General features: G+C 47.2%; 23 protein-coding genes. 6 read left to right on the plus strand and 17 right to left on the minus strand.

What is annotated here, in order from left to right; all coding sequences use genetic code 11:
• Both ASG33_RS13695 and ASG33_RS13700 read right to left on the minus strand, forming a co-directional pair.
• On the minus strand, positions 1-474 hold the full coding sequence (locus tag ASG33_RS13695; RefSeq protein ID WP_056285877.1) for an NUDIX hydrolase: 474 nt from the start codon (positions 472-474) through the stop codon (positions 1-3).
• 27 nt (positions 475-501) lie between these two features.
• Entirely contained in the window at positions 502-1,530 is a 1,029-nt protein-coding gene (locus ASG33_RS13700) for a LacI family DNA-binding transcriptional regulator (protein ID WP_056285878.1), read from the minus strand.
• A 318-nt stretch (positions 1,531-1,848) separates the two neighbouring features.
• Between ASG33_RS13700 and ASG33_RS13705 the strand changes: the two genes are divergently transcribed.
• A complete protein-coding gene (locus tag ASG33_RS13705; RefSeq protein ID WP_056285881.1) occupies positions 1,849-3,372 on the plus strand; it encodes a tagaturonate reductase in 1,524 nt (507 codons plus the stop codon).
• A 51-nt stretch (positions 3,373-3,423) separates the two neighbouring features.
• Here ASG33_RS13705 and ASG33_RS13710 read toward each other — a convergent pair whose 3' ends face one another.
• From ASG33_RS13710 to ASG33_RS13725, 4 genes are all read right to left on the minus strand, one after another.
• Positions 3,424-4,452: a YhcG family protein gene (locus ASG33_RS13710; protein ID WP_056285884.1), complete on the minus strand. Its 1,029-nt coding sequence runs from the start codon at positions 4,450-4,452 to the stop codon at positions 3,424-3,426.
• Between the two features lie 259 nt (positions 4,453-4,711).
• Positions 4,712-5,926, minus strand: coding sequence for an acetyl-CoA carboxylase biotin carboxylase subunit family protein (locus ASG33_RS13715; protein WP_056285886.1), 1,215 nt, complete (start codon positions 5,924-5,926; stop codon positions 4,712-4,714).
• A gap of 123 nt (positions 5,927-6,049) precedes the next feature.
• A complete protein-coding gene (locus tag ASG33_RS13720) occupies positions 6,050-7,438 on the minus strand; it encodes a M17 family metallopeptidase (RefSeq protein ID WP_056285889.1) in 1,389 nt (462 codons plus the stop codon).
• 115 nt (positions 7,439-7,553) lie between these two features.
• Positions 7,554-9,095, minus strand: a complete 1,542-nt coding sequence (locus tag ASG33_RS13725) for a M20/M25/M40 family metallo-hydrolase (RefSeq protein WP_056285891.1) — start codon at positions 9,093-9,095, stop codon at positions 7,554-7,556.
• A 124-nt stretch (positions 9,096-9,219) separates the two neighbouring features.
• On the opposite strand from ASG33_RS13725, the gene ASG33_RS13730 reads away from it, so the two are divergent.
• Together ASG33_RS13730 and ASG33_RS13735 are read left to right on the plus strand one after the other, a co-directional pair.
• Entirely contained in the window at positions 9,220-10,131 is a 912-nt protein-coding gene (locus ASG33_RS13730) for a UbiA family prenyltransferase (RefSeq protein ID WP_056285893.1), read from the plus strand.
• Between the two features lie 13 nt (positions 10,132-10,144).
• On the plus strand, positions 10,145-10,774 hold the full coding sequence (locus ASG33_RS13735; protein WP_162242744.1) for a class I SAM-dependent methyltransferase: 630 nt from the start codon (positions 10,145-10,147) through the stop codon (positions 10,772-10,774).
• Here the strand turns inward: ASG33_RS13735 and ASG33_RS13740 are convergent.
• Positions 10,771-11,670 carry an EamA family transporter gene (locus ASG33_RS13740; RefSeq protein ID WP_056285899.1) on the minus strand — a complete coding sequence of 300 codons (900 nt, stop codon included), beginning with the start codon at positions 11,668-11,670 and terminating at the stop codon, positions 10,771-10,773. The genes ASG33_RS13735 and ASG33_RS13740 overlap by 4 nt on opposite strands.
• A 175-nt stretch (positions 11,671-11,845) precedes the next feature.
• Here ASG33_RS13740 and ASG33_RS13745 point away from each other — a divergent pair, with 175 nt between their 5' ends.
• Both ASG33_RS13745 and ASG33_RS13750 read left to right on the plus strand, forming a co-directional pair.
• Positions 11,846-12,544: an outer membrane beta-barrel protein gene (locus ASG33_RS13745; RefSeq protein ID WP_056285901.1), complete on the plus strand. Its 699-nt coding sequence runs from the start codon at positions 11,846-11,848 to the stop codon at positions 12,542-12,544.
• 73 nt (positions 12,545-12,617) lie between these two features.
• Complete coding sequence (locus ASG33_RS13750) at positions 12,618-13,415, plus strand: HAD family hydrolase (protein WP_056286571.1); 798 nt, start codon at positions 12,618-12,620, stop codon at positions 13,413-13,415.
• Between the two features lie 3 nt (positions 13,416-13,418).
• Here the strand turns inward: ASG33_RS13750 and fabF are convergent, their stop codons facing one another.
• The 8 genes from fabF to ASG33_RS13790 form a co-directional block, all read right to left on the minus strand.
• Positions 13,419-14,669: a beta-ketoacyl-ACP synthase II gene (gene fabF / locus ASG33_RS13755; RefSeq protein WP_056285905.1), complete on the minus strand. Its 1,251-nt coding sequence runs from the start codon at positions 14,667-14,669 to the stop codon at positions 13,419-13,421.
• A 36-nt stretch (positions 14,670-14,705) separates the two neighbouring features.
• Positions 14,706-14,942, minus strand: coding sequence for a DUF2798 domain-containing protein (locus ASG33_RS13760; RefSeq protein WP_229238642.1), 237 nt, complete (start codon positions 14,940-14,942; stop codon positions 14,706-14,708).
• A 46-nt stretch (positions 14,943-14,988) separates the two neighbouring features.
• The gene (locus ASG33_RS13765) at positions 14,989-15,735 is read right to left on the minus strand and encodes an SDR family oxidoreductase (protein ID WP_056285907.1); all 747 of its coding nucleotides are present in this window, start codon (positions 15,733-15,735) and stop codon (positions 14,989-14,991) included.
• A gap of 63 nt (positions 15,736-15,798) precedes the next feature.
• Complete coding sequence (locus tag ASG33_RS13770; protein ID WP_056285910.1) at positions 15,799-16,386, minus strand: TetR/AcrR family transcriptional regulator; 588 nt, start codon at positions 16,384-16,386, stop codon at positions 15,799-15,801.
• A gap of 131 nt (positions 16,387-16,517) precedes the next feature.
• Entirely contained in the window at positions 16,518-17,786 is a 1,269-nt protein-coding gene (locus ASG33_RS13775; RefSeq protein WP_056286576.1) for a sorbosone dehydrogenase family protein, read from the minus strand.
• A gap of 84 nt (positions 17,787-17,870) precedes the next feature.
• Positions 17,871-18,308: a hypothetical protein gene (locus ASG33_RS13780; RefSeq protein ID WP_056285913.1), complete on the minus strand. Its 438-nt coding sequence runs from the start codon at positions 18,306-18,308 to the stop codon at positions 17,871-17,873.
• A gap of 62 nt (positions 18,309-18,370) precedes the next feature.
• Complete coding sequence (locus tag ASG33_RS13785) at positions 18,371-18,925, minus strand: DUF2911 domain-containing protein (protein WP_056285915.1); 555 nt, start codon at positions 18,923-18,925, stop codon at positions 18,371-18,373.
• 25 nt (positions 18,926-18,950) lie between these two features.
• A complete protein-coding gene (locus tag ASG33_RS13790; RefSeq protein WP_056285918.1) occupies positions 18,951-20,543 on the minus strand; it encodes a serine hydrolase in 1,593 nt (530 codons plus the stop codon).
• 125 nt (positions 20,544-20,668) lie between these two features.
• Between ASG33_RS13790 and ASG33_RS13795 the strand changes: the two genes are divergently transcribed.
• Positions 20,669-21,811, plus strand: a complete 1,143-nt coding sequence (locus ASG33_RS13795; RefSeq protein WP_056285920.1) for a DEAD/DEAH box helicase — start codon at positions 20,669-20,671, stop codon at positions 21,809-21,811.
• On the opposite strand, the gene ASG33_RS13800 is transcribed toward ASG33_RS13795, so the two are convergent.
• Positions 21,808-22,923 (minus strand): exo-alpha-sialidase, encoded by a 1,116-nt coding sequence (locus tag ASG33_RS13800; RefSeq protein ID WP_082489208.1) that lies wholly within the window; start codon positions 22,921-22,923, stop codon positions 21,808-21,810. The two genes, ASG33_RS13795 and ASG33_RS13800, sit on opposite strands and share 4 nt — an antisense overlap.
• Before the next feature lie 60 nt (positions 22,924-22,983).
• Complete coding sequence (locus ASG33_RS13805) at positions 22,984-23,991, minus strand: NAD(P)H-dependent glycerol-3-phosphate dehydrogenase (RefSeq protein WP_056285922.1); 1,008 nt, start codon at positions 23,989-23,991, stop codon at positions 22,984-22,986.
• Between the last annotated feature and the right edge of the window lie 114 nt (positions 23,992-24,105).

Here is a 24,105-nt window from a genome sequence, read left to right on the forward strand (position 1 = left end):
CTACTGATCAAGATCAATGAAACCGGATGAAAAATGCTTCATCCTGAGCGGGCTCATCGCCAGTTCTTCCGCCAGGAACGCGGGATAAATGCGCTCGTTTTGCAATTCACTCACATCAATCCATTTAAACAAAAGATCCTGGGCACCTTCGCTGCCAAGGAAGTCGGACTGACTTTGCAAACCGGGTATCTGCATTTGAAAATAAAAACCTATTTCGTGATAACGGGTCCCGGTATACTGGAAGAAATTCTCGGATACCCATAGCATTTCACCCACTTCCACCTGCATTCCGGTCTCTTCAAGCATTTCCCTGGCCAATGTATCGTTGGCAAACTCAAAGATCTCTGCCCTCCCGCCAGGAAGACTCCAGAAGTTGTCGGAAGGTGTTTTATGCAACAGGATTTTTCCATTCAAAATGGCTACGCCCGCAACACGATAGTTGAAGAGCGCGTCGCCAACCGGAAGACTGATCATTTATATGAGAATTAATGCAAACCGAAATTACAAAATCCCGGTAGAAGACTGTCGCGTGATCAGTGAAGTTTTCAGAGAGCGTATCTCAAATTCCGTTGTCCGTTCGGGATGTTCAATCAGTCTGATCAGCAGCTCTACTGCCTGCTGGCCCATTTCAGTGGCGGGCTGCACAACGGCGGTAAGGGGCGGATTCAATAGCTCGGCTACGCTGATATTGGTAAAACCCACAATCGCGATCTCCTCGGGAATTCTGATTTTCCGTTGCTGAAGTACCGACATACATCCTGTCGTAAGTTTGTCGCTCGCAGTGAAAATAGCGTCAGGCGGCTCCGGCAAATTCAGCATTTCCAAAACAGCAGCTTCATTTTCACTCACTACTTTACCTCCGTACTGACAGTATTTTACATATGATTCTTCAAATGGGATACCATAATCTTCCAGCGCCTGCTTGTAACCAGCCAGCCGCTCGGTTGTGATAGAGAGATAGATCGGACTTGTCAAATGCGCGATGCGCTTTCTTCCGCTGAGTATCAGATGCTGCGTGGCCTCGTAGCTCCCGGCAAAATTGTCAGCCACAACCTTATGCGTTTCAATTTCTTTGGGTACCCTGTCCAGGAAAACAATGGGCAGCCCTTTCTCCATCAGTTCCTGAAAGTGGATCAGATTGGTAGTCAGACTGGCAAGCGAAACAAGAAGTCCATCTACTTTCCTAGAAACCAGGTAGTTGGTATTAGCCACTTCACGTTCATAAGAATCGTGACTTTGAAAAATAACAACGTGGTAACCCAGGTTATAAGCGATTGACTCTATTCCATTGATAAGCTGCGAGAAGAAATGGTTGGCAATTTCAGGGATAATCACGCCTATTGACTTGCTTTTACTGTCTTTCAGGCTCAATGCAATCGGATTAGGCCGGTAATTCATCCGCTCGGCATACTCCATTACCAGCCGCTTTGTCTCGGTATTGATCTCATAGCTGTTTCTTAGTGCACGGGAAACAGTCGATGTTGACAGGTTAAGTGCCTTCGCAATATCCTTGATTGTAATTGCTTCCAAAAGAAAGTTTGTTTAGTACAAATTTTATTCAAAACCCGGCAATCAGCATCTAACAGATTGAATGCTAAATCACTAATGATAGGGTAAACAGAGGATAAGGTTAGGGTCCTGTCTTACTTGCTGGCAACGTTCCCGATAACGATTGCACAAAAAAAGACAATTTGGTATTTGATATTTCTAATAATTCAGTCTAAACTCGTTCAGGTGTAGTCGTAGTAGAACAGACGCTAAATTTAGGTCTTACCCCGAAAAAGACAAACCCGAATTGCAAAACCAGCAGCCGACTTCCGCCGCCGCCAAACCAAAAACCCCACTGCCATGAACTACCTTTTCAGGGAAAAACTCCGCCAGCTCAGAAACCATCCGGGCGTGATCGTACCTCCGGACACCGTATTTCAGCTGCCCGAGAAAGTTCTTCAGTTCGGCACCGGCGCGTTCCTGCGTGGACTTGCGGATTTCTTCATTGATAAAGCTAACAGACGAGGTGTTTTCAACGGCCGGATTGTAGTTGTAAAATCAACCAACAAAGGCGACCTGAAAGCATTTGAGCAGCAAAATAACCTCTATACCTTGTGCACGAGAGGTACCATCAATGGAAAACCTGCCGCCGAGAATATCATATCCTCAGCGATCAGCCGCGTGATCAATGCGAAAACGCAATGGTCGCTGGTATTAGACCTGGCCCGCAATCCGGCTATCGGCATTGTCATTTCCAATACCACCGAAACGGGCATTCAGCTGGTGCAGGATGATATTTACCAGTGGCCGCCTGTTTCATTTCCGGGCAAACTGCTGGCTTTCCTGTATGCACGTTATGTTGCGTTTTCAGGCAGCCCGGAGCGTGGCGTAGTGATTATCCCGACTGAACTGATTACGGATAATGGCCGCAAGCTGGAAGCGATCGTTCTGGAACTCGCCCACCGGAATGGGCTCGAAGGCGCGTTTATCGACTGGATTGAGCAGCATAACCACTTTTGCAACTCACTGGTAGACCGCATTGTGCCTGGCAAGCCGGAAGAAACCACACATAAACTCCTTGAAGAAGAATTGGGCTACCAGGACGAACTGCTGATCACAGCCGAACATTATCATTTGTGGGCGATAGAAGGCGATGAGACAATCAGGCAAAAAATTGGCTTTTACGGAATTGATGAAGGATTGGTGATTGAACCTGATATTGAGCTTTACCGTGAGCTGAAACTGCGTTTACTCAATGGCGCACACACACTTGGCGGCGGGCTGGCGCATTTGTGCGGCTTCAAAACAGTGGCAGGAGCAATGTCAAACCCGGACTTTGCTGCATTCATTACCGACCTGATGCTGACAGAAATTGCACCCGCCATTCCTTACCCGCTTCCCGACTGGCTTGCAGCAACATTCAGTATGCAGGTAATTGAGCGTTTTAAAAATCTGCACATTCAGCATCAATGGCTGAACATCACTCAGAATTACTCTGCAAAAATACTTGCGCGCGTGGTGCCGGTATTCTCCAATTTTGAAAAAACCCGGGGTACATTTCCCGAGCACGTCGCATTTGGCTACGCTGCTTACATCTGGTACATGAAGCCCGCGAGAAAGGACGGTGATCAGTTCTATGGCCAGATAAATGGTGAATACTACCTGATCAACGATGAAAAAGCCGCCTTCTTTCACCAAAAATGGCAAATGAGCTCGCTTTACGATATGGTAAAAAGCATCCTGAAAGAATCATCAATCTGGGGCAAAGACCTGAGCAAAACCGAACCCCTCGTCTCAACTATCGCAGCCCATTTACAATCTCTGAAACAAAACGGAGCAGCAGCAACGCTAAAAATGTTCGTTGCCAAAGCTGAGCTTGTTTAATGCGGCTGGCTGACGCAGGCTTCAATTCTTGGTAACAGCAGATTTGTCTTATTACGCTTCCAAAGCCAACTTACGCCGAGCTACTTCGATCGCTTTCTGTAATTTTTGTTGCAGAAGTTTCTGAGAAGGCGTGCTAAGCAAATAATCTGCAACGCGAATATTACTTTTTTCGAGTTGCAGCAGCTCAATGTGTTCCTCCTTTTTGCCAGTACATAGAATCAACCCTATTGGCGGGTTTTCACCCTCTATAACTTCATACTTTTCAAGATACCTTAGATATAGCTCCATTTGACCTTTATAGCCTGCCTCAAATTCTCCAATCTTTAAGTCAACTACAATCAGGCACTTCATTCGTCTATGATAAAAAAGAAGGTCGATGTAATAATCCAGATTGTCGCTCGAAATGCGCTTCTGCCTTGCTAGAAAGGCAAAGTCTGTCCCCATTTCACACATGAATTTTTGAAGCTCGGCTATAATCGCATTTTCCAGGTCCCTCTCTGAATAGTTTCCTGACAAACCCAGAAAATCCAGAATGTATGGATCGCGAAATACCAGATCCGGGTTTACCCTGCTTTCAGCACCAAGCAATGCTAAATCACTGATAATAGCTTCCGCTGGCTTATGGCTTATTTTGGTTCGTTCAAACAACATTGAATTTACCCGTTCACGAAGCGTTCGGACAGACCAGCGCTCGTGTACGCACATCTGTATATAAAAATCCCGCTTAATCGTATCTGTCATTGGCAAAATCACTAGAATGTGCGTCCAGCTCAATTGTCGTATCAGTGATACGACAATTGAGCTGTCAGGGAAAGCTTCGGCAAACTGCACCATTCTTCTAAGATTCTTTTCTGAAAACGAATTCCCATATTCCAGTACTAATCTTTGAGCCAACAGAATAATAGTCTGTTTTCCATAATCTGCACGCTTTGTACCTAAAATCTCAGAACTAATTTTCTTTCCTACCTGCCAGTACAGTGTCGTCAATGAAGCGTTTATGGTCGCTGCCAGGCGATCTTTGCTGTCATCGATCAGACGTTTAACAGATAGAAAAAGGTCCCGCTCGTCAGGTTTGGTCATGCTACAAAATAGATTGATCTATTATTTAGACGCTCAATCTATCAGTTAGTCACACCTGCATTGAATTTAAAATAGATTAATTCCCAATATCCAACAAAGCACTTCATGAGCGCCGAATATGTAGACTCATTCCAGGCGTTTGCTGAATCAAGCAGGCTTCGTATGCAGTAAACAATAGATTTACTACTTTGAGCAGTATTGAGAAACGCAGATAACCACCATAGAAAGCTTCCTCGCACACGATAAAGTAGAAGTCAAACTAATGAGTGGGTCGCCTGGGTGCAGGTGCGGAGGCGTGATAATCATTTTGGATGATTACTGCATATTTATCCAGCAGCTCAATGACGCGATCGTGGGATTTGGAGCGGACAACCAGTCCGACGTGGTAAGGCTCATTCATCCGCCAGACAATCTCAGGATCATTAAAAACCGATATATCCGGCCACTCCTGCCGCGCGAGTGATATGATAATGCCTGAGTATTCTTTACGAACTGGCGGAAGCTTATAATTTTCACCTTTTGCCTCGGCAGTTTCCATTTTGGCCCACTCCTTCCAGAGATTGATCCCCGATGAAGCATCGACCATTTCAGAAAGATTGGCGCCGCCTACGCGCGAAGATGTTTCCAGAAAATAGTATTTACCATCGTCATAACAGCGGATCACTTCGGTATGTGACGCGCTGTGTTTCAGGCCAAATGCTTTCAACAAGTCAATGGCGAGCGTTTCAAGCGCGTGATCCTCGGCGGAGTCAAAAGGAACGGTGACCGACCTGAATATCCCTCCTCCGTGCGCCACATCAAATGGGGGAGCAAGGTATTTGCTGTTCCACGAAAAGATAACCCTGCCGTTGTACGAAATCGAATCAACGTGGTAAACGTCGCCGGGCTTAAACTGTTCCACAAGGTATGCGTGCCGCTTGTCGCCCAGTTGGTGAATGGTATCCCAGAGTTCTTCCGCAGTTTCCAGCTTTTTGATCCCCGTCGCAGATGCTTCCGAACGTGGCTTGATCATCCAAGGACCCGCATACTTTTCAATGAACTGATTGATTTGATCATCATTAAAAAGGGCTGAAAATGCGGGTACCAGAATCCCGGATTCAGCTGCTTTGGTGCGCATCGCGAGCTTGTCACGGAAATACCGACCCGTAGTTTGCCCCATTCCGGGGATCCTGAAATATTCGCGGATATGTGCTGCTTTTTCAACATCAAAATCGTCCAGTGCTACTACCCTGTCAATGGGCCTGCTTCGCATTACATAAGCCAGTCCGTTGATAATTTCCGACATATTGTATGTTCCATCCTCGCTTTCCTGCACGTAGAAAAACTCATCCACAGCCTCACGCGCCCAGGGTTTGTCTTCAAGCTTTTTGGCGGTGATCAAAAACACTTTATTCCCCGCCTCTTTACAAGCCCTGAGAAAGTCGTTGCCTTTGAAATAAGTAGAAATGCATAGAAATGTCAGAGGTCGGACCATAAACAACTGGTGATGATGGAAAGTAGCATTGGTAAATCTAGCAAAAAGAAGCAGTCTGGCAAGTAAAGCCACGGTTAAATTTGAGTGACATTACAGCAAAAAACAGACCAGCAAAGTCTGCTGCTAGCTCAATGCAGCCAGGTAATGCCTCAAAAGACGGATCCCATAAGCGGTACCTGCCCTGCCAGGCGCATACTCCGTATCACCAAACGCCATTCCCGCAATGTCAAGATGTGCCCACGCGTTGTGGGAATCTGTAAATGCTTCCAGAAACTTGGCGGCCACGATCGCACCGGCCAGCGGCTTTCCGTGGTAATTTTTTACATCAGCAATATCCGAACTGATTTCTTCCTTGTATTCATCCCAGACCGGCAAACGCCACAAGCGCTCACCTGTTGCTTCTCCTGCATTGGCCAGGTCAGCTGCGAGGTTATCATTCGGGGTAAAAAGACCAGCCGCTTCGTAACCGAGCGTCTGGATCACACTTCCTGTCAATGTTGCGAGATCAATCAGGATATCGGGCTGGAAATTGCGGACAGCATAACTAAGTCCGTCGGCCAGGATCAGGCGGCCTTCCGCATCCGTATCAATTACCTCAATGGTTTTACGGGAATAGGAACTGATTACATCACCAGGTTTCATTGCAGCGCCGTCAACCGCATTTTCGGTGGAAGGTATAATGCCGATAATGCGGACAGGAAGTTGAAGCTGGGCCGCAAGTTCCACTATTCCAAGTACCGCAGCCGCACCGCCCATATCGCTTTTCATCAAATGCATATTGGCAGAAGGTTTGATAGAAATGCCACCTGTATCGAAAGTGACACCCTTTCCTACCAATGCAACTGTTTTGGTATAGCTCGCCGGCACATATTCCGACACGATCATCACGGGAGGCTCTGCACTGCCCTTGCTTACTGCCAGCAATGCATGCATTCCCAATGCTTCGAGTTTCTGTTTATCAAAAACTGAAACATTATATCCGTTTTCCTTGCCTGACTTTATAGCCCATTCTCCGAGTATCGTGGGCGTTTTATAGTTTCCGGGTGCATTCATCAGGTCCATGATGCGGAGCTGCACCAATGCCGTTTTCTGTCCCGAAGAGATTACCGCTCCGATCGAAACGCCATCTTCCGTCAGGATCTGCAACAAGCCGTCTGAAAAGAATTTGCTGGAAGGTTTCGGCTCTGACTTATAGAGTTGCAGGTTATACCCTCCCAGGATCATCCCGATAATTGCATTTTCAATCCATTCCGGGCTTCTTCCTTTTGCATCCAGAATAATATGCTCCGGCCAACGATCCTTCCGCTTGAAGAAAAGCGACCGGAAGATCCTGATGATTGAAGGCAGCTTCGGCTCTTTCCCCAGTCCAAGCCAAAGCTCATTCGAAGAAAACCACCATAACTCCCCCTTCTCCCCCCTGAACATAGACTGGTTTTCAGGCCCAGCCCCCTGCTCAAAACTCCGCACAACAAGCACAGCCTCATCCCCTCCAAAAACCTGTTCTATCCGCATATTCGTTCTATTCAAAGATTTCAACAAAACACCCAAGCCCTTGTCACGCTGAGCGGACCGGGCCGCCGGGCGGTCGAAGCGTTGTCAGGCTGAGCCCACTGGGCCGCCGAAGCCCCTACTCCATACCTCCCTTCCGCGTGGCCTTTCTTTGCTCAGGCCAGGTACCCGGCTCTCCCTTGGAGTTGAGTGGCAATATTACTCTGTCGCGCGATGCTTTTGCCGGATCTTCGCTGGCTTGGTAAGCCATGATCGCAGCCAGTATCGCATTGCTTCTTACATCGTCAAAAACGATCTTATCGTAAGTATCGCGGTTGGTGTGCCAGGTATAAGTTCCGTACGACCAGTTCAATGAGCTCAGTGAAAATGCAGGTGCACCTGCTGCAACGAATGAAGCAAAGTCGGAACCGCCACCGCCTGGTGCGCCCGGAAAACGGGTATCAATAGGTGCTTTGATCGATTCAGGTACTTTCGAAAGCCAGCGGCCGAGGTAGTCGTAAGAATTCAGAAAACCTTGTCCCTGTAAGCTTACTACGCGTCCCGTTCCATTATCCTGGTTAAAAAGCGCCTGGATATTCTGAACGATCTCGGGATGATCTTCCACGAATGCGCGCGAACCATTAAGGCCCTGCTCCTCGCTTCCCCAGTGACCAACCAGGATCGTACGTTTTGGATTCGGATACACTTTTTTCAGGATACGCATGGCTTCCATCATTACAATAGTCCCGGTACCATTATCGGTAGCGCCGGTACCTCCGTCCCAGGAGTCAAAATGCGCTGAAAGCATTACATATTCATTGGGTTTTTCAGTACCCTTGATTTCACCAATCGTGTTGAATGTCTGTGCTACGCCGGTTTCTTTCGCATCGGCTCTTACGCTGATTTTAGGTGTATGTCCCGATTCAGCCAGCCTGTACAGCAAGCCGTAATCTTCAAGAGAAATGTCCACAGTCGGGATTTTCTTGGTATAGGCACCGAAGATTTTGTTTGCACCAAAACCTTTTGACCAATAACTCATTACAATACCCGCCGCGCCTGCTTTTTCAAGTGCAACAGGAAGTGTACGTGCGTTATACCCGCTCTTTTTAATGCGGTTTGCCCAGGCTTCGGTTTTTGCATCACGGTCTTTTTTCATTTTTTCGAAAGACTCTTTCGTCGCAAATTCCTCCCAGTTATAGTCTGGGCGGCCGGTGGGCTGGTTCATGCTGATCATCACAAACTTACCTTTCGCCGAAGGCAGCCATTTCTGGAATGCCACTGAATCGGCTACATCCGGCAGAATGACCACGTCGGCTACAACCGTTTTCCCGCCCGTGCCCGGGCTCCATGCCAGCTGCATTCCTTCGAGCGACTTTACGCGCGGAGCCACCATGTCAATGTGCGACACGCCCCGCTCCCAACCGCGCCATTCTCCCCACTTCTCATTTTTTGCGGTGATGTTCCAGCCTTTGTATTTTTCGACTGCCCATTCGTGCGCCTGCTGCATTTGCGGCGAGCCCACCAGGCGTGGACCGATTACATCCAGTAATTCGTGCGCCAGCTTTTCCAGTTGTGAATTATCTGTTGCTTCTTTAACGATATTTTCAACAACAGGGTCTTTTTGACCAAAGCTGACAAATACGTGAAGGGTTAAGATCAGTATCAGGGAAATTTTCTTCATAATGTTGATTTAACAATGATTGGTAAAACTAATGTATAAAATACCCGTGAGGTTTGGACGTGGTCTTGGAAAATTCTAAGTCGTTATTACAATTCTATAATCAGGCAGAAAACTGCTATTTGTGATGATCAGGCGTTTGACAGCTTTTATCTTTTTTGCCAACTACTTTGTCGGCGCGCTTGCTGTCGCATTGTCGCTGGAAACGATATTTCAGCTGGATCTGCCATTTAATTCCATTCCCTACTATATCCTGATTTTTTGCGCCACGGTCTTTTACTACACCATCGCCTACTCCACCGCTCCAAGCTCTTCGTTTTCAAATAACCCCCGGACAGAATGGTACCGCACGCATTATCATTTTATTCGGGGCAGTCAAATCGTTCTTTTTACGATCTGCACAGGTTTGGCGGTTTGGTTTCTGGTAAAGGATTTTTCAAAGCTCTGGCACCTGCCGCTGCTCAACTGGCTCGTGTTGATGGCGGTACCGCTGGCTGCATTGTTGTATTACGGGCTGCTTCCCAAGTCGGTGATCTCCTTCAATCTGAGAAATACAGGCTGGCTTAAAGCTTTCGTGATTGGCTTTGTTTGGGCAGGATTTGTCAATATTTTCCCGATCACCATGCTGAAAATTGAACAGGGTGTGTCAGTTCAGGAACCGATATTCATGTTCTGGTTATTTGTAAAAAACTGGATGTTCTGCACGGTGAATGCAATTATGTTCGATATGAAGGATTACGCCGACGATGCCAACATTCAGCTGAAAACCTTCGCTGTGCGTTTTGGGCTGCGGAAAACGATATTGTATGTGCTGGTACCGCTACTGCTGGTCGGACTGGTTTCCTACCTTACATTCGCGTTGTTCCGCCACCTGGGTACGCCTACTATCCTCTTTAATCTCCTCCCGTTTGTCAGTCTGCTGGCTGTTGCATTTACGCTGCAGAAACCAAAAAGCGTTTTGTTTTACCTGATTGTTATCGACGGATTATTGTTGGTAAAAGCCATTTGCGGCATTGCAGGAAGCTTTTTCACAAACTAAAAATGCCTCAGCAGTGAAAAACAACTACGATCGCGTCGCCTGGTTTTACGATCCCCTGAGCAGGATAGTGTTCCGGAATGCACAGATACAGGCGCAGCAGGCACTTATCCCCTACATTCCCGAACATGCAAACATCCTGATCGCGGGAGGCGGCACCGGTGGCATACTGGAGGCGATCGCAGACCAATATCCCGCCGGACTGCGCATTACTTATGTGGAGATTTCCGAAAAAATGATCCGAAAGGCTGAAAAACGGTTTACCGGGAAAAACACGGTCACATTTGTGCATTCAGCGATAGAAGATTATGCCGCGAAGTCGCATTTTGATGTAGTTATCACAGCATTTCTTTTTGACAACTTCACGCAGGAGAAAGCCGACCGAATTTTTCAAAAGCTGGATAAGCTGCTTCAACCGGACGGTAAGTGGCTTTTTACAGATTTTCATATTGATAAAAAAAGCAGCCGGTCGTGGAAAACGTGGCTGCTCAAATCAATGTATCTGTTCTTCAAATTTTTCTCCGAAGTAGAAGCAAGTCAGCTTCCCGACACCACCTCTCTTTTCAAAAAGGCAGGTTACCACGCAATTTTCACGGCATTCTGGTACCGGAAATTCATCCATTCCAGCATTTACCAAAAACCTTAAACCAGCGCAGTCCGCCGCCGGCCGAAGATGAACCTTTCATTGAAAACAACAATGGAAACCAGGATGAGCGAGTAGCCGATGATCTGAATGGAATTGATGTTTTCATGATAATAAAGTAATGCGATCGCGAAGTTCATCAGTGGGTTAATGTAAAGCAAAATGCCCATTGTAGATGAAGTTACCCCCTGCAACGCATACAGGTTCAGGTAAAGCGGCACAATGGTAAACAGGACCGCGATGACTAAAATCAATGCATAAAAGGATATTTCCGTAGGGATACCTTCACTATATACCGGATAAAATGGAAGCAGGATTAACGCTGAAAACAGGATCTGAACAGTCAACACCAGAAATTTATCCAGACCAACATTCTTCCGCTGACTGACCAGGTAGAGCGCGTAAGAACCTGCCACGATGAGGCTGTAAGCGATATCGGCTATGCTATTGAAAGACAGTAGCAAACAGCTGAAAATGCTGATCCCTACCGCCACCCACTGCCATTTACTTAACTTTTCACTCAACACAAAATAAGCAATCACAGTTGTCATAATCGGACAAACCAGGTAAGCGAAAGAAGCCGCTTTGATGCTGATGTGGTTCATCACGTAAATAAAGAAAAACCAGTTGGCAGTCAGCAATATACCTCCCAGCAAGGTGAGCCACACCGCCCGGAATCTCTGTTTGGCAGGTAATGCGCGCAGCAGTCTGGTGTTTTCCTTCAAAACTTTGACCCTCACAAAAAAACTGATCACCGCCATGATCACCGCACAAAGAAAAACGCGGTAGAAAAGGATATCAAGCGAAGCGTAGGCGGCAAGCGGTTTGAGCGCTAAACTGAAAAACCCCCAGATCACAAAGGAAATGAAGGCAGCTAGGTAGTATTTTGAGAATTTCATGCAACAAAGAAGTCAGCCCGGGTGCACCGGTAGTTTTTCAACAGCAAAAACGGGATGCGGGTTTCGCTGCCGGAGAAATTTGTAACACCATTCACTGCAATATTAAGTTTCCGGTCATTCCAACCATTTTCTTCCCGGCAAACTCATGCTTTTGTAACCACTTAAAACTAACCCTATGAAACTGATCTACCTGCTCCTCTTCTCTCTTTGCTTGCAACCTGCATTGGCGCAAAAAACTTCGCTATCCGTTTACCTCAATGGCGGCCTGGGTGCATTTCGCGGGGAATCGACCGTTAAAACAACCTCGCTCAGTACAGGCGGACCGTTTTGCAGGTGTGAAGGAAGCCAGGCAAATTCCTTCGGCGCGAAAAATGCAGTTTCGTACGGAGCCGGGTTCATACTTCAAAGGCAGTTCAAAAGCAATGTACTGCTCGGGCTGGATCTTGGCTATGAACTTTTGAGGACAAAGGCTTCTCTCACTGAATTGCAGCTTGACGATATGATCATGCAGGTTGATGGTAAAAGTATCAGCTACAATCATTTCGCCAATATTTTTCCACACGTAGGCTATCAGTTTAATGTAAATGAAGACTTCCACATTGCAGTTTCAGGCGGCGCTGATTTCGGGATCGGACTCGATAGTTACCATAAACTCACGGTCACGGATTTTATAAAAAGGTCTTACAATAACACAGACATTATCCCGGGACTCGACTTCCGCCCGAGGTTACAGGTGGAATTAGGTTCAGACAAACTGAGCTTCCGGGCGGGATATTCTTACGGGTTGAAAAACTGGATGGGACATTATGACGGCGGTAACCCAGAAGCTTACATGAACGTGATCAGACTCGGCGCCCGATACCGCCTTTTCTAAAAAACAAAGTCGGACTGGAACCTAAGCCGGTGCATTTGCCTTGATTAATCAGGTAATTACATTAAAAACCGGTATGAATTTTTCCGACATCAAGCTGATCGCGACCGATATGGACGGTACGCTTCTGAACTCCAAACACGAACTCAACGAATCGTTTTACCCTATTTTCAGGAAAATAAAAGACCACGGGATCATTTTCGTGGCGGCAAGCGGGCGGCAGTATTTCAATCTTACCAAAACACTGGAGAAAGTTTGTGATGAGGTGATTTTTGCTGCCGAGAATGGAAGCTACGTGGTTTTTAAAGATGAAGAAATTCACGTGCAGGCTACTGATCCGGAGATTGTAAGAGAGCTGGTGACCACTTCACGCGGCATTCCGAATACTTACCCGATCATTTGCGGCAAGAAAAAAGCTTATGTGGAAAATGACGAGCCGGAATTTATAGATCACCTGAAACTCTACTTTGAACGATACGAGATCGTTGAAGACCTGCTCGAAGTGAAGGACGACCAGTTTCTTAAATTTACTGTGTGCGACCTGGCCGGATCAGAAGTGAACAGCTACCCGCATTACAAGAAGTACGAAGATATTTTGAAAGTGAAAGTATCGGGACCGATCTGGCTGGATATTTCGGACAAAAGAGCCAATAAAGGCCGCGCGATGGAGGTTTTGCAGGAAAAATTCAATATCACTCCGGAACAAACAATGGCATTCGGCGACTATCTGAATGATCTGGAAATGCTTGGAAAGGCCGGATACTCGTATGCAATGGCAAATGCGCATCCGGATATCAAAAAAATAGCCCGTTTCATCGCCAAAAGCAACGATGAAAACGGGGTAGTTGAAGTACTTACGGAGCTAACGGATTAACTTCTAAGCAGTGTATTTCTTGAAAATAGACGTGGCAGTGTGGCCGCCGAAGCCAAATGTATTGTTCAGCGCATAGTTAACGGTCTGCTTCACTGACTCGCCGAGAATGATATTCATTCCCTCAGGTACATGTTCGTCCAGGTTTTGGGTGTTGATTGTACCCGGAATAATATCATTTTGGACAGAGAGCGCACAAACGATACTTTCCACCGCACCGGCCGCTCCAAGTAAGTGTCCGGTCATGGATTTAGTAGCACTGATAGCCACCGGATGATCACCAAAAACTTCCTTGATCCCGTTCAGCTCGCTCATATCGCCCAACCCAGTGGAAGTAGCGTGGGCATTCACGTAATCGATCTTGTCGGGCGTGATACCTGCTTCTTTTAATGCTTTCCGCATTCCCAGCGCAGCACCCATTCCGTCGGGCGGGGTTCCGGTAAGATGGTAAGCGTCTGCTGCCATTCCGCCACCTACGATTTCAGCATAAATCTTTGCCCCTCTTGCAACTGCAAATTCAAGATCTTCCAGGATCAATGCGGCAGCACCTTCACCCATTACAAACCCGTCGCGGTCTTTGTCAAACGGCCGCGAAGCAGTTGCGGGATCGTCATTTCGCTTTGAAAGTGCCTGTGCAGCGCCAAAACCGCCAAGTGCAGAATAAATAATGGCAGCTTCCGAACCTCCCGCTACCATCACTTTCGCCTTGTCCATTCTGATGGTATCAAAGGCGGCGATCAATGCAGTGTTGGAAGATGCGCAGGCAGATACGGTACAATAGTTGGGACCATGCAGCTTGTGGCGGATCGAAATCACACCTGCTGCGATATCCACGATCATTTTCGGAATAAAAAACGGACTGAAACGCGGCACTCCGTTGGATGCATGAAATTCAAGCAGCTGGTCTTCAAACGTACCCATTCCGCCATTTCCTGTCGCCCAGATCACACCTACATCGTAGCGGTCTGTGATGTCCATTGTCTCAAAATCCAGTGCCGCATCTTTGATCGCCATATCCGAGGCTGCGATCGCGTATTGCGTATGCAGATCGTATTTTTTCAGTTCCTTTTTTTCAATGAATTCTTCCGGGTTAAAGTCCCGGACTTCACAGCCGAACCGCGTTTTAAACTTGGAAACATCCATTTTCGTGATAGTAGCAGCACCGCTTTTACCATTCACAATATTTTCCCAGAATTCGCCCACCGAATTCCCCAGGGGAGAAATCACTCCCAGTCCTGTAACAACTACTCTTTTCATAAAAATTTGAAACGTTTTCGAAGACTCAGGAGATGATCATTCAAACTCCTCAGTCACTGCATCTTTGAACATAACTGCCACAAGCTTCTGCACCCAGGGACCAACAACGAGTATCACAGGGACAACAAGCAAGTAGGCCAGGCTCCAAGATTTCAGCCAAATCACCAAAAAATTGGCAACAAATCCAATATTTACGGAAATCAAAGTAAACGAAATCACACCCGTTGTAATGATTCCCATGAGCATTGCAAAAGCTATTTTTTGTCCCATCATTCTGCGTATATATCTGCTTTCTCAAAGACCGCCGAAACCGGCGTGATTAAAATTTTGCATCCGGATTCATCGCCCGTAGCGCCTCGGTCGGAGAGCTCAAGTATAGTTGAAACAGCGATTCCGTGCGACCAACGCGCACTTCAAAAGTGTCCGTTTCAAAAGCATGAATAAGCGCATCAGCAACTTCCTTAGGCGGTATACCATTTGCGCCGCCGATTTCCTGAGAAAATTCCGTGTTGACAAGAGGCGGCATCAGCTCGAATACTTTAACCGGGCTTTCTTCCAGTGTAATGCGCAGCGACTGCGAATACGAATGCAATGCAGCTTTGCTGGCTGCGTAAGTGGAAAGCAAATAATTGGACGCAATCACGGCGATACTGGACACGTTTACAATCGCCGCCTCAGGCGCATTTTTCAGCACAGGCAACAGCGCCTGGTTCAGTCGGATCACGGACAAATAGTTGGTCAGCATTTCCTCTTCGGCAAGAGTTGCAGCATCCTGTTCACCGTCCAGTTTATAGTAATAAGCACGTCCTGCATTGTTCACCACTACATTCAGCTCGGGAAAGTCGGCCTGGATTTGCTTCACCAATGCGTCCACTGCATTCTTATCCGATACATCAGAGACGATCGGTGTCGCATTTTTCAGCTGAGAAGCTGCGTTGGCAAGTCGCTGCCCGTCCCTGCCGGTGATAATAACGTGATTTCCGCTTTCCGAAAAAGCCTTTGCTATCTCAAAGCCGATACCGGCACTTCCTCCTGTGATCAAAATTGTGTTTCCTGTGGTCTTCATTGTTTTACATTTCTGATTGTTAAAAATTAATATACCGATCGGTATATTAATAGGTAAAATTTTTTATCCTAAATCGTTGATCATTTTTCTGACAGACTTCATAATCGCATTCCGGTAGTTCAGTTTCCCAGTCACCTTCCCGATCATAATACCGCCCTCGATCAATGCAACAATACTGATCGCTGCCTCGTCGGGATCCACCTTCGCATTGAACTCGTTTGTCGCTATGCCTTTTTTGATCAGGTTGGATACTGCATTTTTCCAGTTGGTAATCGCTGTTGCGGCTCTTTGTTTTAGCTCGGGATGGGTGTCGTCGGCTTCGGTGGATGTGTTCAGGATAGGGCAGCCGCCGGACGGAAACGGGTGATGAAAGAAGTTCTCGTAAATATCTGCATACACCATCAGCTTCTCCTTGTAAGTAGCTTTCTTATCCATTTCAGTTGAAATGGCCGAGAACATGCGTTTGATGTTATGGTCAAATGCGGCCAGCGCCACATCGTCTTTGTTCTCGAAATTACCGTAGATACTACCTTTGGTCAGCCCGGTTGCATGGATGATATCATTCAGGGAAGTCCCGGCAAAACCTTTCACATTGAAGATTGGTGCCGTTTTCTCGATGATAAATTGCCGTGTCCGTTCTGCCTTGCTCATTCATTTATTCAGTTGATGTTACAAAATTATACCGATCGGTATAATTTTCCTAATCTTTCTGAATTTATCTGAAAATAAAAAAAGCGACCGGGTGTAAAACCCGGCCGCTGTACTATCCTATTTATGCTCTCTTACTTGCTGGCTACGCGCCAGATTGTATTTCCCGAATCATCATTGACCAGCATTGAACCGTCTTCCAGCACAGTTACCCCAACCGGGCGACCGTACACTTTCTTTTCACTTTCTACGAATCCAGTCAGGAAATCCTCTGGCTCTCCGGCAGGTTTTCCGCCTTTGAATGGGATAAAGACAACCTTATATCCCGAGATTTTAGACCGGTTCCAAGATCCGTGCTGCCCGATGAATGCACCATTCTGATACTTGGCCGGAAATTTTGTTTTATCGTAAAAAGCCAACCCGAGGGATGCAGTGTGCGAACCCACAGGCACGTCGGGCACAATGGTCTTTTTAACTAAATCAGGCCGCTCTCCTTTTCTTCTCGGATCTTCGTTCTGGCCGAAATAAGCATAAGGCCAGCCATAAAATCCACCTTCTTTTACACTCGTCACATAGTCAGGTACGAGGTCATCGCCCAGCTTATCTCTTTCATTTACGGCAGTCCACAATACATTGCTGCCCGGTGCCCAATCCATTCCGACGGGATTTCTCAGTCCGCTTGCAAAAACCCTTTCACCGCTTCCGTCCGGATTTACTTCAAGGATATTGGCCCGGCGTTTTTCTTCATCAATCCCGTGATCAGCTACATTACTGGCAGAACCTACTGAAATGTAGATTTTCGATCCGTCTGCATTCGCAAGCAGGTTTCTGGTCCAGTGGTTATTGTAACCGCCTGCTGGCAGCTCAACGATCTTCTCACCTTTGCTCGTGATCTTGGTATCACCCGGCTTGTAAGCATATCTGAAAACACCGTCGGTATTGGCTACATAGAAGTAGTTGTTTAACACCAGCATTCCCAGCGGCTTGTTGAGCTTTTCCATGAATATCTCCCTGATTTCGGGCTTCCCGTCTTTGTTGACGTCACGAAACAAAGTAATCCTGTCGGCACTTTTCTTCGTATTTGACTCTGCCACGAACACATCTCCGTTTGGCGCCTGGTAAGTCCAGCGCGGACTATCTAGCTTGTCTGCAAATTTGGTAACCACAAAACCCTCAGGAGCAACAGGCATTTTGCCTTCCGGCCAGCCTGCTTCGTCGGGGCGGTTCTCTACTGACTCTGTTGTAAATGGAGCTGGTAAAGTGAGGCTGCCCGTTTCGGTACTGGCAGAATCGGGGCCGGACTTAGCGGCTTCCTCTTTTTCTTTGTCACTGACTTTACTGTTGCATCCGGCCACGGTAAATGCGGCCAGCACATATATCGCGGCGAGTTTTCTGATGTTCATACTGGTTTGGTTTTTAGCGAAAAAGGCAGGCTGCGGTTTGTCAACCTTCAACCTGCCTTTGCAATAATAATGCCAGCCGGAAATCTATATCAGTCCGCTTTGTTTCAGAATTCTTTGCTCATCGCCTGTGATATAAGCGAATATTTTAAGTGTCTCATTTAAATGCTGCAGGAAGTAGATAACACTGAATTCAATGGTACCCTCGTCGCCATCCTTCATATAAAGCGATTGCCAACGAACATCGACCAGGTAATGCAGATCGTCCAGTTCGGTTATATCTACCTGCCTGATCTCCATTTTATTTATACCTATTGACCGGTAAAACTCGTAGCCTTTTGGAACAGCCTCCAAAAACTGAGCGTCATTTTTCCCGCCTGAAACTCCTGCCGGACTTGCTTCTACAAAAAATTCAGCGAAAGCTTTTGCCGTATCTTCTGCAACTGCATTCCCTGCCAAACCTTCTTCGAACCGCTTTTCATAATCCTCGAAAAACGCCTGAATACTATCATTTATGTCATCCATCTTCCTCTTGGCTTGGTGTAACTACAAACAAGAGAAAGAACTATGCCAATATGCGACCCGGATTAAAACGTTACCGGAACTTCAACCACCGTCTTGTCCCAGCCCATGAACATCTTCGCCGAAGTATCGGATACTTTCTCAAAAACAATGGAGAAGTTTTCGATCGGAGCTGCCGCAGGTTTCGGAGCTGCTGTTACCCGAAGTACATCATTAGCCTCTTTGTATTTGTAAGCGCCCCAGTAATCCAGATCGGAGCTGAGTATCACAGTCCATTCTTTCTCGCCGGGAATGGTAAACAGCGAGTAAGTACCTGCCTTTACTTTCTTGCCGCCAAAAGTTGCGTCCTGATAAAACTTGATCTCTGTCGCTTCGTCTGCGCCGGTCCTCCACACTTTTCCGTAAGCTTCGAGCTTGCCAAATACCTCTCTGCCCTTTAAAGCCGGGCGGCTGTAACTTACTTTAACAAGTGCCTTTTCCCCGTCTTTCCGGTCGTGGGCGAAATGGTCGGGGAAGTAGGCGATATCACGCGGACTTTTATCCAGCGGTCTGAACTTCTGAGCTTGCGAAGTAAATGCTGCCAGGACAAGCAAAAGACTAACGATAATGTTCTTTTTCATAAATGGTTTTTGGTTAAAAACAGGATTAAGCAATCATTTTCCCGGTCAGCACAGGCCGCTGATCTTTGGTATTGCCAAGTATTGCTAAACTTCTTTTGAACTCGATTTGCACATTCTCACCCTCAAACTTGCAACGGACCGTATCATAATGTGCAGTTTCTATAAACCGCCACGTCATTTCAAAGGTACTGTCGTCGACCCAGGCTCCATTGCAGGCCACTTTGGTCTTCGTTTCGCCGGGTACCGGGGTTAGTACCAGTTTGAGCGGCATTGTGGAAAGGTCTGTCAACCCTACTTTCCAATTCCCAATCCCATTTACCACAAGGTGCTCACCACGGTCATCTTTCACCCGGAAAAGGCACCAGCCTTTATCAAAATCAAAAGATACCTTACTGATTTTCAAACTATTTTCTGCCACATTAAAGCTTTTCTCTTTAAGCTTCGCCGCCAGCTCCGACGTAGGTTTACCGGCTGTTTGCGGGAGCGCCAGTGAGGCCAGCTTCTTTTGCAGCTCAGCTACTTCCTGCCTGTCCGAAGGCACTCTGGTGCCTTTCACCGATTGCAGGATATTGTTCCATACATGATCAAGGATCGCCTGCATGTTGCCCGTTTCACTCGTGATCGCTACCACCATATCTTCTTTGGGCAGCACAATGCAATATTGTCCGTAAGCTCCATCACCGCGATAGGCTCCATTGCGGCAGCGCCAGAACTGATATCCGTAACCTTGCAGCCAGTCGTTTTCCTCCTGCGGACGGGAGCCGCCTTTGGACTGAATGTGCGAGCGCGTCGCTTCCTCTACCCAGGCAGCCGGAATGAGCTGTTTTCCATTCCATTCTCCTTTCTGCAGGTACAGCTGACCGAACTTGGCGATATCTTCCGTCTTAACCCGCAATCCCCAGCCGCCTGTATTAATCCCGTTCGGGTCCACTTCCCAGTCCATTCCTTCAATCACCAGCGGATCAAACAGCCGCGGTTTCAGATATTGAAGTAAGGTTTGACCCGTCAGCTTCTGAATAATGGCAGAAAGCATGTAGGTAGCGCCGCTGTTGTATACGAAGTGCGTGCCGGGCGCGTGCTCCACCGGCAATGCAAGAAACGATTTCACCCAGCTTTTTTCTTTTGATTCCCTGACAGAGGCTGTGGTATCCTTATCGTGCCCGGTCGACATGGTAAGCAGGTCTTTCACCCGCATTGCCGCCAGGTTTTCACTGATCGTAGCCGGCTTTTCGTCCGGAAAAAAGGAGACTACCTTATCATCCACTTTCAGTTTTCCTTCTGCAACAGCCAAACCAATGGCTGTGGAAGTAAAGCTTTTGCTAAGCGAGTACAGCGTATGTCTCAGTTCAGGATTATACGGCGCCCACCAGCCTTCCGCAACTACTTTCCCCTGCCGCAGGACCATTAAGCTGTGTAAATTCAATTTTTCAGATTCCACTGCATTCACAAAGTCGAGGATACCTTTGGCCGATATACCCTGAGACTCAGGCGAGCTGCGGGGTAACTGACCGTAGGAAAGCGCACCGGCCCAGGAAGATGCCGGGATTGAACTCAAAACACCTAATTGCAGCGCACCCAATCCTAACTGCTGTAAAAACTCCCGGCGATTGTAAGACATGTTATCAGGAATATATGTTTGTGATACTGGATATCATTTCGAGGCAGACGTTTTGACCAATATGTTTGCAGGTAATGGTATCTTTGCCCTCTTTTTAAAAAATCCGATTAACTGGCTGAATACTTATGTCTTTCGAATCACTTGGCTTGTCTGAACCATTACTAAAAACAATTGCTGAACAGAATTATACTCAACCTTACCCCATTCAGGAAGCTGCTATTCCTGCTATTTTGAAGGGTAACGATGTTCTGGGCATTGCCAAAACCGGTTCCGGAAAGACTGCCAGTTTTGTTTTACCGATTCTTGAGTTATTTCAAAGTAAACCGGCCGCTGCAAACCGGCACATTTCTGCATTGATACTGGTGCCAACAAGGGAGCTGGCTGTGCAGGTCGGTGTTGTTTTTCAGACTTTTGGAGAGCGGCTGCCCCGGAAAGTGAAGACAATGGCGGTGTATGGTGGGGTTTCTATTAACCCGCAAATGATCGGACTCCAGGGAGTTGAAATCCTTGTCGCCACACCTGGCCGCCTGCTTGATCTGCTTTCTTACAAAGCACTTAATATTTCACAAACGCAGATCCTCGTCCTCGACGAAGCCGACAAAATGCTGAACCTGGGATTCGCGGAAGAAATGAAGGATATCTTCTTTCTGCTTCCAAAAAAGCGCCAGAGCATTCTGTTCTCAGCCACGCTCGGTGATGAAATCGACCAGATTAATAAAACACAGCTCAAAGATCCTGTCCGCATTGAAATTGCAGAAGAAGAGCAAAATATTGACCAGATCAAGCAATCTGCCTATTTCGTCGATCCCGACCGGCGCGGCCCGTTGCTGAGATACCTGATCAAAACCCAGGCAATGCAGCAGGTGCTGGTTTTCGTTTCAGCCACGCGAACTGCGGATAATCTGGTAGACAAGCTCAACAAAAACGGCATTCAGGCTATGGCGATGCACAGCAAAAAGAGCCAGGGTGCAAGAACGGAGGCTTTGAACAAATTCAAATCAGGAAAGCTGACGGTATTGGTTGCCACCGATCTCGTGGCGAGGGGTATTGACATTCAATTCCTTCCTTACGTGATCAATTTTGAGCTGCCGCGCTCACCCAAAGATTATGTGCACCGGATCGGCCGCACGGGAAGGGCGGAAGCTTCGGGACAGGCCATTTCGCTGATCTGCCCCGAAGATGTACACCACTTTAAGATTATCCAGAAGAAGATGGGTAAGAAAGTCGAGATGTTCGAATCTTACGACCTGGATTTGATGGGTTACTAGTTTTTTCCCTTCCTGGACAGTTCTATAATATCCTTCTTGCTACCCGACCAGAAAGCAATCTTCCGGCGGTTATAGGTATAGGTAACTGCCACAGAGTCGCCGAAGCTGATAATCGCCGGATACGAATATTCGTCTTCCTTTTTACCTGTTGCGATATCCGTTTTATCAGTCCAGTTTTTACCATTGTCGTAAGAAAGGATCAGCGACAATGGCGAGCGGGAACCCCAGTTCTCATTATCGGGATTATAGGCGAGCACCAATGTACCGTCTGTCAGCCTGGCGAGATCAATTCCGCTATTCGGGTTTGGCAGGCTGGTTTTCTTGATCTCAGACCAGGTTTTACCAAAATCCTTTGAATCGCTTCTTCCGATCACACCACCTGTAGTACGTACCAGCATGTGAATATTACCTGGCTCCGACTCCCATAAAGTCGGCTGGATTGCTCCTTTGCCTTTAATTTCTGTAGTATCAATTTTGAAGTACGGGCTTGCCTTCCAGGTTTTACCTTTATCGGTACTTCTGTCGACAAATACTTCCCAGCGGTTCACTTCATTGGAAGAGCCAGCCAGCCAGTCACCGTTTGACAGTTCAATTAGCTTATTTTTAACCGGGCCTCTCCCACCCTTGTCGCCTTTCACCAGTTCATACGCTTCTGACCACGTATTTCCATTGTCGTCGGAAGTTTTCACCCAGGTTTCCCAATGCGCAATCTCTTTCCCTACTTTGAAATACAGATAAACTTTACCGTTTGCGGTTTTTTGTAAGACAGGGTTCCAATGCGCGTCCTCGCGGATCTTGGCTACTTCTACCGGAGTGCTCCATTTACCGGGCCGCCCTTTCGACAACCAGATACCCACGTCAGGATTTTTCTCTTCCGTTCCCCCAAACCAGGCAATCAGAAACTCGCCATCATTGAGCCGCACCAGCGTGGAAGCGTGACATTGTGGAAATGGGCGATTATCGCCGAAAACGAATTCCTTTTCTGATGCAAGCGTATCGGATTCGGCTTTTTGTGCATTGTCGGTTTTTTTGGAATTGCAGGAAGTGAGCAATACTGTTCCGAATAAAAGAGCAGCTGTAATGCCAGTAGCGATATTTTGTTTAATCCGCATAATGAATTGATGGTGTAAGAATGGTAAAAAAGATACCGGCACGAAGCCGGATCAGGCTACTTACTTGAGCAATTTCTTCAAATCATCCATCACCAGTCCCGGCGCGTGCTCCTCATACAAAATCCTGTAAACAGCGTGGGTAATCGGCAGGTTGACCTGATAAAGCTTGTTGATCTCAAAAATGCTTTTCGTCGCGTAATAGCCTTCTGCAATCATCTTCATTTCCAATTGGGCCGCTTTTACGCTATATCCGCGCCCGATCATATTTCCAAAAAGCCTGTTGCGGCTGAACTGCGAATAAGCGGTAACAAGAAGGTCGCCCAGGTAAGCCGAAGAGCTCAGGTTGCGCTCGCGCTTGTCCAGTGCAGTGACCAGGTTCCCGATTTCCTGCATTGCATTGGAAACCAGTACAGCCTGAAAGTTATCGCCATAGCCGAGCCCGTGCGTGATCCCGCAGGCAAGTGCGACGATGTTTTTCATGATCGCAGCGTACTCTACTCCGTACAGATCGTCTAACGGATTAGCAGCAACGTACCGGCAGGTCATTAATTTGGCAAAATCCTCTGCTGCGGGACATTCGGTAGAAGCAATGGAGAGATATGATTGCTTTTCAAGCGCTACTTCCTCGGCGTGGCACGGACCGGCAATCACGCAGGTTTCGCTCAATGCGATACCGAATCGCTCGGAAGCCCAGTCTGTGATCAGGATATTTTGTCCGGGGATCATCCCCTTGATCGCGGAAACAATGCGCTTGCCTTGCAGGTGCTTTAAGGTTAGATCGTGCAATGCATCTTCAATGAAAGCGGCGGGTACAGCCAGGATCACATAGTCTGCGCCCTTAACTGCGTCTGTTGTTTTCTCGAAAACCTTGATTTTGCGGGGTTGCAGTACCACGTCGCTGAGGTAGCTCGGATTGTGATGGTACTTGCGTATGTGGTCGATATCATTCTGATTACGCAGCCACCATCTGATCTGCACGTTATTTTGTTCGCACAGGATCTTGATCAGCGCAGTGGCCCAGCTACCGCCGCCTATGACTGCTATTTTAACTCCATTTAAAAGACTCATGAAATAAAAGCTTCAAAACCGGTGCCATGAAATAAAGCAAATGTCGGCAGCCAGCCCCTAAAAGTGGGAAGTTTCCGGGTCAAAATAAAAAATCCTTGCAGCAAAGCCGCAAGG

This window comes from Dyadobacter sp. Leaf189, assembly GCF_001424405.1.
Lineage (GTDB): Bacteria > Bacteroidota > Bacteroidia > Cytophagales > Spirosomataceae > Dyadobacter.

Excerpts from the sequence above, each read along its gene's own strand:
- ASG33_RS13760 (WP_229238642.1), bottom strand. The coding sequence starts at position 14,942 with ATGATGGGACAAAAAATAGCTTTTGCAATGCTCATGGGAATCATTACA.
- ASG33_RS13695 (WP_056285877.1), bottom strand. The coding sequence starts at position 474 with ATGATCAGTCTTCCGGTTGGCGACGCGCTCTTCAACTATCGTGTTGCG.
- fabF (WP_056285905.1), bottom strand. The coding sequence starts at position 14,669 with ATGAAAAGAGTAGTTGTTACAGGACTGGGAGTGATTTCTCCCCTGGGG.
- ASG33_RS13775 (WP_056286576.1), bottom strand. The coding sequence starts at position 17,786 with ATGAACATCAGAAAACTCGCCGCGATATATGTGCTGGCCGCATTTACC.
- ASG33_RS13780 (WP_056285913.1), bottom strand. The coding sequence starts at position 18,308 with ATGGATGACATAAATGATAGTATTCAGGCGTTTTTCGAGGATTATGAA.
- ASG33_RS13740 (WP_056285899.1), bottom strand. The coding sequence starts at position 11,670 with ATGAAATTCTCAAAATACTACCTAGCTGCCTTCATTTCCTTTGTGATC.
- ASG33_RS13785 (WP_056285915.1), bottom strand. The coding sequence starts at position 18,925 with ATGAAAAAGAACATTATCGTTAGTCTTTTGCTTGTCCTGGCAGCATTT.
- ASG33_RS13710 (WP_056285884.1), bottom strand. The coding sequence starts at position 4,452 with ATGACCAAACCTGACGAGCGGGACCTTTTTCTATCTGTTAAACGTCTG.
- ASG33_RS13730 (WP_056285893.1), top strand. The coding sequence starts at position 9,220 with ATGATCAGGCGTTTGACAGCTTTTATCTTTTTTGCCAACTACTTTGTC.
- ASG33_RS13745 (WP_056285901.1), top strand. The coding sequence starts at position 11,846 with ATGAAACTGATCTACCTGCTCCTCTTCTCTCTTTGCTTGCAACCTGCA.
- ASG33_RS13800 (WP_082489208.1), bottom strand. The coding sequence starts at position 22,923 with ATGCGGATTAAACAAAATATCGCTACTGGCATTACAGCTGCTCTTTTA.
- ASG33_RS13805 (WP_056285922.1), bottom strand. The coding sequence starts at position 23,991 with ATGAGTCTTTTAAATGGAGTTAAAATAGCAGTCATAGGCGGCGGTAGC.
- ASG33_RS13720 (WP_056285889.1), bottom strand. The coding sequence starts at position 7,438 with ATGCGGATAGAACAGGTTTTTGGAGGGGATGAGGCTGTGCTTGTTGTG.
- ASG33_RS13765 (WP_056285907.1), bottom strand. The coding sequence starts at position 15,735 with ATGAAGACCACAGGAAACACAATTTTGATCACAGGAGGAAGTGCCGGT.
- ASG33_RS13770 (WP_056285910.1), bottom strand. The coding sequence starts at position 16,386 with ATGAGCAAGGCAGAACGGACACGGCAATTTATCATCGAGAAAACGGCA.
- ASG33_RS13750 (WP_056286571.1), top strand. The coding sequence starts at position 12,618 with ATGAATTTTTCCGACATCAAGCTGATCGCGACCGATATGGACGGTACG.
- ASG33_RS13790 (WP_056285918.1), bottom strand. The coding sequence starts at position 20,543 with ATGTCTTACAATCGCCGGGAGTTTTTACAGCAGTTAGGATTGGGTGCG.
- ASG33_RS13705 (WP_056285881.1), top strand. The coding sequence starts at position 1,849 with ATGAACTACCTTTTCAGGGAAAAACTCCGCCAGCTCAGAAACCATCCG.
- ASG33_RS13715 (WP_056285886.1), bottom strand. The coding sequence starts at position 5,926 with ATGGTCCGACCTCTGACATTTCTATGCATTTCTACTTATTTCAAAGGC.
- ASG33_RS13795 (WP_056285920.1), top strand. The coding sequence starts at position 20,669 with ATGTCTTTCGAATCACTTGGCTTGTCTGAACCATTACTAAAAACAATT.
- ASG33_RS13725 (WP_056285891.1), bottom strand. The coding sequence starts at position 9,095 with ATGAAGAAAATTTCCCTGATACTGATCTTAACCCTTCACGTATTTGTC.